This window comes from Anaeromyxobacter sp. SG17, from assembly GCF_022690695.1.
Lineage (GTDB): Bacteria > Myxococcota > Myxococcia > Myxococcales > Anaeromyxobacteraceae > Anaeromyxobacter > Anaeromyxobacter soli.
The window spans coordinates 186574-196626 of record NZ_JALCYX010000003.1; the positions used below are offsets into that span (position 1 = coordinate 186574).

The following is a 10053-nucleotide window of genomic DNA, read 5'->3' on the forward strand; positions in this document are numbered from 1 at the left end:
ACTCTAGGCGTGTCGCGCGAATACCAGCCTCGACCACTGCGGGGCTGCGGCACGCAGGCGGCGCGCGCGGCCGGAGAGCGAGTGCCCGGGCCAGGGCATGAGCGTTGTCGGCGCAGGCAGGGTCGCAAGCGCGTCCTGCGGGCGCACCCGCAGGTCATAGGAGCCACGGGTCACACGATGATTCGCGCCGAGCCTCGCGAATCGGGGCGCATCCTCGTCCCGTCACTCGAGCTGCATCGCGTCGAGAGATGAGGAGGCGGACATGAAACGGTTGGTCTCGCTCACGACGGCGCTGCTCGTCGGTCTGGCTCCGGCGGCGGCGGTCGCCTATTCGAATCAGTATTTCACGTGGACGAACGGCGCCGGTATCGAGCAGGGTCCCGTGGTGTTGGGCACCACGCAGAGGTTCGTGCTCAGAACCTTGAAGGACGGAACCCCGGCCTACCCCGCGGGCTACAGCGTGGAGGGCTGGTACGACGCCTTCACCGGCCCCTATCCCAACGCATCAGGCACCTGCGGCGTCACCGAACCTTCCTTCAACGTCAACTCCATCGTCGTCGACTTCGTGGACCTGACCTTCTCGCAGGAGGGCTACTACACGGTGTGCCTGCATCTAATCCACGCGACCGAGCCCGAGATCTGGGACAACGCCGCCGTCTATGTGAGGCCGAACCAGGCTCCGCACGTCCAGGAGGTTCAGCTCGACCCTCGTCTTCCCGTCGTCGGTTACGAGACGAGTGCGGTTGCGTCGCTCTGGAGCAATGACGACGCGATCGAGTCGTGCACGGTCGACTACGGCGACGGCGGGGGCCCCGAGACTGGCGAGGTCCTGACCCTGTTCCCGACGCCCGACCCCACGCCCGAAATGCAGGCCCTCGGGAACGTAGACATCATCTGCCAGGGGCCCCCGCACACCTATGACGCGTCCGGGTCCTACACGGTGACCGTCGCGGCGACCGACGCCGGCGGCCTTCAGGGAACGGCTGAAACCTACGTGACGCCGTCAACCGAACCGTACATGTACGTCGCTTTCATCGACTTCTCTTACGGGGCCATCCGGTCCGGCCGTCTGTGGAACTACACGGCGGCGGTCAACATCCGCCACTTCACCGGTGTGGACCTGAGCAGGGCGACCGTCACGGCCGAATGGCGGGTGTTGTATGGCCCGACGATGCTCACGCAGAGGGTCACGACCAATAGAGAGGGCATCGCGAAGTTCGCCCTGCGCGCGTTCCCGTACGGCGAGTACGACCTGTGCGTCACGAACGTCGAGAAGTCGGGCCTGACGTTCCGGTATGACGAGGGGTGGCCCCCGCTGTGCGCGAGCGATTACTCCAAACCGATGGAGTCGCCGTAGACCGGGCGACGCCTGATCGCGTGCTGACCTGATCCGGCCGTCCAGCGGCCCCGGCGCTCCCGCACCGGGGCCGTTCCATCGGTTCAGCGCGGCGCTCGCGAGCGTGCCGAGGCTCGTCACACCGCGGCCGGACGCCTCGAGCGCGTGGGCCGGGGGGACGCCTCGCGAGGCGCGCGCCGCGGGTGCTATCGTTTCCCGATGCCGCTCGACCCGGACGTCCAAGACCAGCTGCGCCGCGTCCTCTCGTCGATGGAGCTCCTGCTCCCGAAGCCCATCGAGAAGATCGACTGGGGCAGGACCCACGCGGCGAACTGGAGGCGCCACTCGTTCGCCGGCTACCTCGAGGCCGTCTCGAGCGTCGAGGGGATCCAGCTCTCGGACCTGCTCGGCATCGAGGAGCAGAAGCGCATCGTCGAGGCGAACACGCGCCAGTTCCTCGCCGGCTTCCCCGCGAACAACGTCCTGCTGTGGGGGACGCGCGGGACCGGGAAGTCGTCGCTCGTGCGGGCGCTCCTCCGCGCGTACGCGTCCGAGGGCCTGCGCATCATCCAGGTCGACAAGGACGACCTGGTGAGCCTCCCGGCCATCGTGGACGAGGTCGCCGGGCAGCCGTATCGCTTCCTCCTCTTCTCGGACGACGTCTCGTTCGAGGTGGGCGAGTCGAGCTACAAGATGTTGAAGAGCGCGCTCGACGGCTCCGTGTACGCGCCGCCCGAGAACGTCCTCATCTACGTCACCTCCAACCGGCGCCACCTCATCCCGGAGTTCGAGACGGACAACCTCGGGGCGCTGCTCGTCAAGAACGAGATCCACCACGGCGAGGCGGTCGAGGAGAAGATCTCGCTGTCGGGGCGGTTCGGCCTCTGGGTCGGGTTCCACGCCTTCTCGCAGGACGAGTACGTGGCCGTGGCGAGGCAGTGGGTCACGAAGCTCTGCGAGAGGGCGGGCGCCGAGCCGGCGTGGAATCGGCAGGCGGCGGAGGCGGCCGTCGCCTGGTCGAATCAGAAGGGCGATCGCAGCGGGCGCATCGCCTACCAGTTCGCGAGCGACTGGGTGGGCCAGAGCATGCTGCGCTCGCGCTAGCGGACGCCCGAGCGGTCATCCGGCAGCACCGACGACCGGCACGAGGCCCGCTCGCACGCCCGTCAACGACGCAGTGCGTCCCAGAAGTGGCGCGGCGCGAGATTCAGGGCGCTTCCCGGAACGATCGCTTCAGGCAACGCGTTTGCACCGTCAGCGACCTCGCGAGGCTCGGGCTACGCCCTGCGACGTCCTCCGTGTCGATACGGCACGGTGGCGTGGCGGCGGGTTCACGGGCTCGGCGGGGGACACGAAGATGGCATTCATCCCAGCTCAGGCACACCCACTCATGTCCTCTCGCGCACGCCGCATGCGGTCGCGCGGCGCCGTCCTCGTCGTCGAGGACGATCCCGACATCCGCGAGGCGCTCGCCGAGGCTCTCGGCAGCGAGGGCTACGACGTCGCGCTCGCCGAGAACGGGCAGGACGCGCTCGACGTGCTGCGCGACTGCCCGCGACCGGATGTCATCCTCCTCGACCTCCTCATGCCCGTCATGAGCGGGTGGCAGTTCCGCCAGGAGCAGCTCGCGGACCCAGCCCTGGCGGGCATCCCGGTGGTCGTCGTCTCTGCCTCGCCGCCTGGCGACGCGCAGCCGGACCGGTACCTGCCGAAGCCGTTCAGCATCGACGACCTGCTCTCGACGGTCGCCGAGCTCTCCGCGGACGCCGCCGAGCGGATCTGACCGCTCGGCGACGAGCGCGCGCCGTCTCACGCCCGCCGCGGCGGCGCCCGGGCCGCCTCCGGCACGAGCTGGTGGAACAGGCTCGACTCCCGCTTGAAGAAGCCCTCGGTGTGGAACGACCACTCGAGCCCGAGCACCTCGAGGTCGAGGTGGTGCACGAGCTCGTGGAGGAGCGTTCGAAGGAACGTGCGGAACGCGACCACGCGCGCGTGGCGGGCGGTGCGCATCCAGACGCGGATGCAGGGCGGCTCGTCGGGATCGGGGGTGTAGAGGCCGTGCAGCTCGCCAAAGTCCGCGCTCGGCCGGACCGCGTGGATCTCGAGCTTCGGCGTGCGCGCGCCGAGCGCCCGGGAGATCCCCGCGCACAGCGCGAAGGCGGCGCGCGCCACCGCCTCGCCGTCGTCGCGCGCGAGAGCCTCCCGCAGCGCCTCGACCTGCGGGTGCAGCGAGGCGACGCCCGGCACCGGGATGGCCGGGACCGCGTCGCTGGCGCGGTAGATCGCCTTCTCCCGGGGTGACAGGCGCGCGTAGTACGCGAACGGCACGGCGGCGGCGCGGGGCGCCCTCCTCAGTTCCGGAACGTGGGCGGCCGGACGCTCACCCCGGCGATCTCCTCGCGGGCCGCGAAGCCTCCCTCGAGCGGGTGCCAGTGGCTCACGGCCGGCTCGCCGAACTGCCAGCAGAGGAACGCCGGCTCGCCCTCGACCACGGCGTAGAAGTCCACGAGCCCCGCCTCGACGTCCTTCACGAGGCAGCCCATGCCGTTCACGCGCTCGATGACGCGGGTGATCTCACCGGCCAGCCGCTCGAGCCGAGCGGCGTCCGCCTCCCTGCCCTCCGGGGGGCCGTCTCCCCGGAGGAGGGCCACCGCGACGTCGGCGCCGCCGAGCGACTCGACGAGCGGGCCGAGCTCGGCGCGGGCGGCCGCGAGGCGCCCGAAATCGAGCTCCAGCTCGGCCACGAGCGCGTTGGCCTCCTCGACGGTGAAGAAGCGCGGACCCTCGTCCACGGGCGGATTCCCAGACATCTCCGTGTTATAAGCGCGGGCCTGGCGGAGGCACCCGGAGTCCCATGCTCGAGACCGTATCCAAGGGGTTCAAGGCAGCGCGGAACAAGCTGAAGGGGCGGACGGAGATCACCCCCGAGGTGGTCGACGACGCGCTGCGCGACATCCGCGTCTCGCTGCTCGAGGCGGACGTCTCCTTCGAGGTCGTGAAGCGCTTCGTCGCGCGCGTGCGCGAGAAGGCCATCGGCGAGGTCGTCGAGACCAAGGTCAAGACGGAGAAGGGCGTCGTTCGGGTCACGCCCCAGGACCACTTCGTCAAGATCTGCCACGACGAGCTCGAGGCGCTCATGGGCCCGGTCGACACCTCGCTCCGCGACGCGGCGCGGGGGCGTCCGACCGGCGTGATGATGGTCGGCCTGCAGGGCTCCGGCAAGACGACCACCGCCGGCAAGATCGCGAACAAGCTCCTCAAGGAGGGGAAGAAGCCCCTCCTCGTCGCCGCCGACGTGTACCGCCCCGCCGCCGTCGATCAGCTCAAGGTCCTCGGCGAGCGCCTCGGCGTGCCGGTGTTCCACGAGCCGGGCGTGTCGCCGCCGGAGATGTGCCTGCACGCCTTCGAGGCGGCGCAGCGCGAGAAGGCGAACGTCGTCATCTACGACACCGCGGGCCGCCTCGCCGTCGACGAGGAGCTCATGGTGGAGCTCGAGGACATCAAGCGGAACGTCGCGCCGGAGAACATCCTCCTCGTCGCCGACGCCATGATCGGCCAGGACGCGGTGAAGACCGCCTCCGAGTTCGACCGCCGCCTCTCGCTCGACGGCTTCATCCTCACGAAGCTCGACGGCGACGCGCGCGGCGGCGCCGCGCTCTCCATCAAGGAGGTCACCGGCAAGCCCATCAAGTTCCTCGGCATGGGCGAGTCGCTCGACCGGCTCGAGGAGTTCCGCCCCGAGGGGCTCGCCTCCCGCATCCTCGGGTTCGGCGACATCGTCGGGCTCGTCAAGGACTTCGAGCAGCACGTCGACGAGGAGACGGCGGAGGCCGAGGCGCAGAAGATCCTCTCGGGCGACTTCACGCTCGAGGACTTCGTGAACCAGATCCGGCTCGTCCGGAAGATGGGTCCTCTCGGCGACCTGATGGAGAAGTTCCCGCTCTTCGGCGACCTGCCGGAGGGCTTCCAGTTCGACGACCAGGCGCTCACCAAGATCGTCGCCATGGTCGACTCGATGACGAAGGTCGAGCGCCAGCGCCCCGACGTCATCAACGACGCGCGCCTCAAGCGGATCGCGCGCGGCTCGGGGCGCGGAGAGAAGGAGGTCCGCGACCTCCTCAAGCAGTACAACTCCATGCGCGGGGTGATGAAGCAGATCGGCTCCGCCCCCGGCCTGCTCTCGCGCCTCCCCGGCGTGAAGCAGCTCATGAGCCTGCGCAAGCTGCAGGGCAAGGGCATGGAGGACGTGCTCGGCGCCGACGCGCAGGCGGTGGAGCGCGCGCTCTCGGGCGGGCTCGTGCCGGACGCGGCGATGGCGCAGCAGATGGGGCTGCCGAAGGGCTACACGCCGCCCATGTCCGCCGGCGCGATGGCGCGGGCGCGGCTCATGGGCTACGCGCCCGAGCCGATCGCGCTCGAGTCCAAGAAGGACCGCGACGCGCGCAACAAGAAGCGCAAGGCGGAGCGCCAGGCGCGCAAGAAGGCGCGCAAGCGCGGCCGCAAGTAGGAGCGGGCGGTGGGAGACGCGAGCGACGGCGAGACCTCCGGCGCGCTCTCGAGCTTCCGCGCCCTCCCCTTCCGCCCTGCCGCCTGGGCGGGCGCGGTCTACCCCGACGACCCGATCGCGCTCCGCCGCGCGCTCGACGGCTGGCTCCGCGACGGGGTCGCGCCCCCGCCGTGCGAGCCCGTCCGCCTCCTCGTCGCGCCGCACATCGACTACCCGCGCGGCGCCGCCGGCTACGCCCGCGCGTACCGCGCGCTCGCCGCGACCGACGCCGACCTGTTCGTCGTCTTCGGCACGGCGCACGCGACGCCGCCGCACCTCTTCACCCTCACCCGCCTCGACTACGCCACGCCGCTCGGCGCGGTGCCGACCGATCGCGCGGCGGTGGAGGCCATCGCCGCCCGCCTCGGCGCGGAGGAGGTGCTCGCGGACGAGCTCTGCCACGCGGGCGAGCACTCGGTGGAGCTCCAGGTCGTGGTGCTGCGCCACCTCCTCCGGCGTCCGTTCACGGTCCTGCCGGTGCTCTGCTCGAGCATCTCCCACCTCGCCGCGCCCGCCGAGGCGACACGCCCGTTCCTGGCGGCGCTCGCCCGCGCGACCTCCGGCCGGCGAGTCTGCTTCGTCGCCGCGGCCGATCTCGCGCACGTCGGCCCGCTCTACGGCGACCCGCGCCCGCCCACTGCGGCCGAGCTCGCGGCCCACGCCGCCGCCGACCGGCGCACCCTCTCGTACCTCGCTGCCGGAGACGCGGACGGGTTCCACCGCGACGCGGTCCGCGAGGACGCACGGCGGAGGCTCTGCGGGGTTGCCCCCATCTACGCGGCGCTGCGCGCGAGCGGGCGCGCCGCGCGGCTCCTCCACTACGCGCAGTGGACCGACGGGACGGACTCGGTGAGCTTCGCCGCCGCCGCCGGCTGAGGCGCCGGAGCGGGCGAGCGCCCGGGCGCCCCGCCGAGGGCACCCCGGTGAAAAGGCGCTGCCTCGGACGAGCGCGCCGGGTCGTTCGCGCATAATGTCCTACTGCGCCTCGCGCGCGCCTCACGGCGGCGGGGAGGCCCCGACACCTCGCGAGAGACCCCCGCCTCGATGCCGCCGCCCAGGATCCTCAACGTCAACGACCGTGCCGCCGCCCGCTATCTCGTCACCCGGATGCTCTCCGCGGTCGCCTTCGAGGTGGACGAGGCCGAGTCGGGGGAGGACGCCCTCGCGGCCGTGGAGGCCACGCCGTTCGACGCCGTGGTGCTCGACGTGCGGCTCCCGGGGATCGACGGGTACGAGGTCTGCCGCCGGCTGAAGGGCTCCGAGGCCACCTCCTCCATCCCCGTGCTCCTCACCTCCGCCGCGCTGGTGGAGACCGGCGACCGGGTCCACGGGCTCGAGGCCGGCGCCGACGCCTACCTCGTCCAGCCGTTCGAGGCAGCCGAGCTCGTCGCGCTCCTGCGCGCGCTGCTCCGCACCCACGCCGCGGAGCGGCGGGCGCACGCCCTCGCGGGAGAGCTCGCCGAGGCGGTGCGGGTGCGCGACGAGTTCATGGCGGTCGCCTCGCACGAGCTCAAGACGCCGCTCACGAGCCTGCAGCTCCGGCTCGAGGCGCTCGGCCGCGAGCTCGAGGGCTGCGACGCGCGGCTCGCGGGGAAGCTCGACGCGGCGCTCCGTCAGACCGGACGCCTGGTCGGCCTCGTGGACGGCCTCCTCGACGTGTCGCGGATCGCCTCCGGACGCATGCGCCTCTCCCGCGAGGAGCTCGACCTCGCCCGGCTCTCGCGGGAGCTCGGCGCGCGCTTCGCGCCCGACGCGTCTCGCGCCGGCTGCGTCCTGTCCGTCGCCGCCCCCGCCCCGGTCGTCGGCCGGTTCGACCGGCTCCGCCTCGAGCAGCTCCTCACGAACCTGCTCTCGAACGCCCTCAAGTACGGCGCCGGCAAGCCCGTCCACGTCGACGTGACGGCGGCCGGGGGCGTCGCCCGCCTCGAGGTGCGCGACGAGGGCATCGGCATCGACCCCGGGGACGTCGACCGCGTCTTCGGCCGCTTCGAGCGGGCGGTCTCGCCGCGCAACTACGGCGGGCTCGGCCTGGGCCTCTTCATCGCCCGCCAGATCGCGGAGGCGCACGGGGGCGGCATCGCCCTCTACAGCCGGCCGGGCGAGGGAGCCCGGTTCACGGTCGAGCTGCCGCTCGAGGCGGAGGCCCTGCTCGAGTCGGGGACCTGACGCCTCCCGCCGCTCCGCGACGGCGCGCGCCGGAGGCCTCGTCCCGGCGCGGGCCTACGGCTCGTCCTCGTCGGCCGCGGCCGCCTCGCCGTACTCGATGGCGCAGCGCGCGCAGAACTCGTTCGGCGGCGGCGCGGACGGCACCGCGATGGTCTTCCCCTCGGCCCCGCAGACCTGGCACCGGCCGGGCAGCTCCACCTCGCCGCGGTCCAACGGGCTCTCCTTCGTCGTCTCCCTCATCCCCCACCTCGCTTCCCCTTCTTCGGGACGACCAGCCCGCGCGAGAGCCGCCGCAGCACGCGATGGTGCTGCCGGCGCTTGTAGCGCTCGTGCGACGAGTCCCCCTCCTCGTTCCGCGCGGCGGTCGCCGCGTCCACCACCTGGAACTCGACGAGGGAGAACACGATCCGGCCGAGCTCGTCCGCCATGGGATCGAGCGGCGGCATGAGGTCGTCGATCCGGACCGGCAGGTCGACGACGAAGTTGAGCACCCGGAAGTCGCGGCCGCTGAACTCGTTGCGCTTGGCGGCGGGATCGCGCCGCTCGAGGTCCGCCGGGAGCTGCAGCTCCGAGGCGATCGCCGAGCCGCGCGGGTGGCTCGCGAGCAGCTCCTGGAAGCGGACCAGGCTGTTCTGCGTCTGGCCGGGCACCGCGTAGTTGAACGGGAACAGCGTCTGGGTGAGGTGCCACACGACCGGCGCGATCTGGTCGGTGCGCTCGGTCACGATCCGGTAGCGGACCCGGTCGAACACCTGCGCCGCGACGGACTCCTTCTTGGCGAGCAGCTTCGTGACGAGCGAGTCGCGCGACTTGGAGTTGCCGGCGAACTCGATCACGGGCAGGCCCGCCGCGCGCATCCGGTCCGCCTCGGCCATGATCCGCCGGTGCGCGCGCTGCGCGAGGTCGGACTCGCGGAGCGGCGTGCGGAACAGGAGCTCGCGCGCCTCGAGGTGGTGGATCACGTGCATCACCTTGAGCACGACGCAGGCGATCCGCCGGAAGCGCCGGGGCTCGAGCGTCCCCGAGGCGAAGAGGAACAGATCGCGGACGTCCTCGGGCTCCGCGACGGGCACCGCGACGCGGTAGCCGAAGACGGAGCGGAGGTACTCGACGGCCTGGGCGAGGATGGCGCGCAGCCGCCGCACGTCGCGGAGGTCCTCGTGGTCGAACTGGTTCAGGCGGAGGTAGCCCTCGACCTCCTCCCGATCACGGAAGTTGAGCCGCCGCCAGTCGATGACGGAGCCGCCGCGGAGGATCACGCGCAGCGCCTCGAGCTCGGCGATCCCCATCCGCTCGAGAGGTCGGTACCCGCCGGCCGGCACCGGCGCGAGCTTCGTGTGCAACGCCACCTCTCCTCGTCCTCGGGGTCCGCGGGACAGTGGCAGCGGCGCGCCCTCCGGTCAAGCCGACCCGGCGGGCCGTCCGATCGCCCGCCCGCTCGTTCGCGGTGGGCGGCGCGGCGTCGTGCCGCGGGGGCGCGCGACGCGCCGCCCGCGGCGACGGGCCGGGATCAGAACCGGAACGGGAAGGTGACCTCCTGGCCGGTCGTCGTGGAGCGCGGGAACTTGATGCTCTTCACGACGCCCGCGAGGCACTGGGCGAACTGACCGCTCGCGAACTCGGGCGTGAGGCACTTCACCTCGCGCACCGAGCCGTCCGCGTTGATGATCCAGCGCATCCTGAGCGTGCCGGTGGCCTCGGCGTCGCGCGCCTTCTGCTCCGACATGCAGCGCTGGAGGCCGTCCATCCGCTGCGCGACCGACTCGTTGATCTGCCCCGAGCTCAGCTTCGCGGGCACCTCGCCGCCGGGGCGCGGCGGGACGTAGACGGACCGGCGGGCGGAGCCCGAGCCGCCGCCCAGCGCGTCGTCGAGCGCCGCGTCGTTCGACTCGAAGTCGAGGACGTCCTTCTTGCGGGCCGGGGCAGGTGCGGGCGCAGGGCTCGGCGCCGGGGGCGGCGGCGTCGCCTGGGCGACGCGCGTCTCGCGCGGCCGCGGCGCGGGCTC

The 10053-nt window shown here is 72.2% G+C and carries 11 protein-coding genes; 6 read left to right on the plus strand and 5 right to left on the minus strand.

The window, feature by feature from the left end; genetic code table 11:
• Positions 1–262: 262 nt before the first annotated feature.
• The 3 genes from MNY60_RS02745 to MNY60_RS02755 all read left to right on the plus strand — a co-directional run bounded on the left by MNY60_RS02745 (position 263) and on the right by MNY60_RS02755 (position 3119).
• Positions 263–1357: a hypothetical protein gene (locus tag MNY60_RS02745; RefSeq protein WP_242339571.1), complete on the plus strand. Its 1095-nt coding sequence runs from the start codon at positions 263–265 to the stop codon at positions 1355–1357.
• Between the two features lie 198 nt (positions 1358–1555).
• Positions 1556–2440: an ATP-binding protein gene (locus MNY60_RS02750; RefSeq protein ID WP_242339573.1), complete on the plus strand. Its 885-nt coding sequence runs from the start codon at positions 1556–1558 to the stop codon at positions 2438–2440.
• Positions 2441–2726: 286 nt separating this feature from the next.
• The gene (locus MNY60_RS02755) at positions 2727–3119 is read left to right on the plus strand and encodes a response regulator (protein WP_242359997.1); all 393 of its coding nucleotides are present in this window, start codon (positions 2727–2729) and stop codon (positions 3117–3119) included.
• Positions 3120–3145: 26 nt separating this feature from the next.
• On the opposite strand, the gene MNY60_RS02760 is transcribed toward MNY60_RS02755, so the two are convergent.
• Both MNY60_RS02760 and MNY60_RS02765 read right to left on the minus strand, forming a co-directional pair.
• The gene (locus MNY60_RS02760; RefSeq protein WP_242359998.1) at positions 3146–3664 is read right to left on the minus strand and encodes a hypothetical protein; all 519 of its coding nucleotides are present in this window, start codon (positions 3662–3664) and stop codon (positions 3146–3148) included.
• Positions 3665–3687: 23 nt separating this feature from the next.
• On the minus strand, positions 3688–4146 hold the full coding sequence (locus MNY60_RS02765; RefSeq protein ID WP_242359999.1) for a DUF2203 domain-containing protein: 459 nt from the start codon (positions 4144–4146) through the stop codon (positions 3688–3690).
• A gap of 44 nt (positions 4147–4190) precedes the next feature.
• Between MNY60_RS02765 and ffh the strand changes: the two genes are divergently transcribed.
• The 3 genes from ffh to MNY60_RS02780 all read left to right on the plus strand — a co-directional run bounded on the left by ffh (position 4191) and on the right by MNY60_RS02780 (position 8048).
• Complete coding sequence (gene ffh, locus MNY60_RS02770; protein WP_242360000.1) at positions 4191–5843, plus strand: signal recognition particle protein; 1653 nt, start codon at positions 4191–4193, stop codon at positions 5841–5843.
• Between the two features lie 9 nt (positions 5844–5852).
• Positions 5853–6758 (plus strand): AmmeMemoRadiSam system protein B, encoded by a 906-nt coding sequence (amrB, locus tag MNY60_RS02775; protein WP_242360001.1) that lies wholly within the window; start codon positions 5853–5855, stop codon positions 6756–6758.
• A 168-nt stretch (positions 6759–6926) separates the two neighbouring features.
• Positions 6927–8048, plus strand: a complete 1122-nt coding sequence (locus MNY60_RS02780; protein ID WP_242360002.1) for a hybrid sensor histidine kinase/response regulator — start codon at positions 6927–6929, stop codon at positions 8046–8048.
• Positions 8049–8102: 54 nt separating this feature from the next.
• Here MNY60_RS02780 and MNY60_RS02785 read toward each other — a convergent pair whose 3' ends face one another.
• From MNY60_RS02785 to MNY60_RS02795, 3 genes are all read right to left on the minus strand, one after another.
• Positions 8103–8288 carry a hypothetical protein gene (locus MNY60_RS02785; protein ID WP_242360003.1) on the minus strand — a complete coding sequence of 62 codons (186 nt, stop codon included), beginning with the start codon at positions 8286–8288 and terminating at the stop codon, positions 8103–8105.
• A complete protein-coding gene (locus tag MNY60_RS02790) occupies positions 8285–9337 on the minus strand; it encodes a TIGR04552 family protein (protein WP_242360007.1) in 1053 nt (350 codons plus the stop codon). Before MNY60_RS02790 ends, MNY60_RS02785 begins: the two co-directional genes overlap by 4 nt.
• A 221-nt stretch (positions 9338–9558) precedes the next feature.
• A partial coding sequence (locus MNY60_RS02795; protein WP_242360004.1) for an AgmX/PglI C-terminal domain-containing protein occupies positions 9559–10053 on the minus strand: 495 nt, incomplete at its 5' end.

Excerpts from the sequence above, each read along its gene's own strand:
- MNY60_RS02745 (WP_242339571.1), top strand. The coding sequence starts at position 263 with ATGAAACGGTTGGTCTCGCTCACGACGGCGCTGCTCGTCGGTCTGGCT.
- MNY60_RS02750 (WP_242339573.1), top strand. The coding sequence starts at position 1,556 with ATGCCGCTCGACCCGGACGTCCAAGACCAGCTGCGCCGCGTCCTCTCG.
- MNY60_RS02755 (WP_242359997.1), top strand. The coding sequence starts at position 2,727 with ATGTCCTCTCGCGCACGCCGCATGCGGTCGCGCGGCGCCGTCCTCGTC.
- MNY60_RS02765 (WP_242359999.1), bottom strand. The coding sequence starts at position 4,146 with ATGTCTGGGAATCCGCCCGTGGACGAGGGTCCGCGCTTCTTCACCGTC.
- ffh (WP_242360000.1), top strand. The coding sequence starts at position 4,191 with ATGCTCGAGACCGTATCCAAGGGGTTCAAGGCAGCGCGGAACAAGCTG.
- MNY60_RS02780 (WP_242360002.1), top strand. The coding sequence starts at position 6,927 with ATGCCGCCGCCCAGGATCCTCAACGTCAACGACCGTGCCGCCGCCCGC.
- MNY60_RS02785 (WP_242360003.1), bottom strand. The coding sequence starts at position 8,288 with ATGAGGGAGACGACGAAGGAGAGCCCGTTGGACCGCGGCGAGGTGGAG.
- MNY60_RS02790 (WP_242360007.1), bottom strand. The coding sequence starts at position 9,337 with ATGGGGATCGCCGAGCTCGAGGCGCTGCGCGTGATCCTCCGCGGCGGC.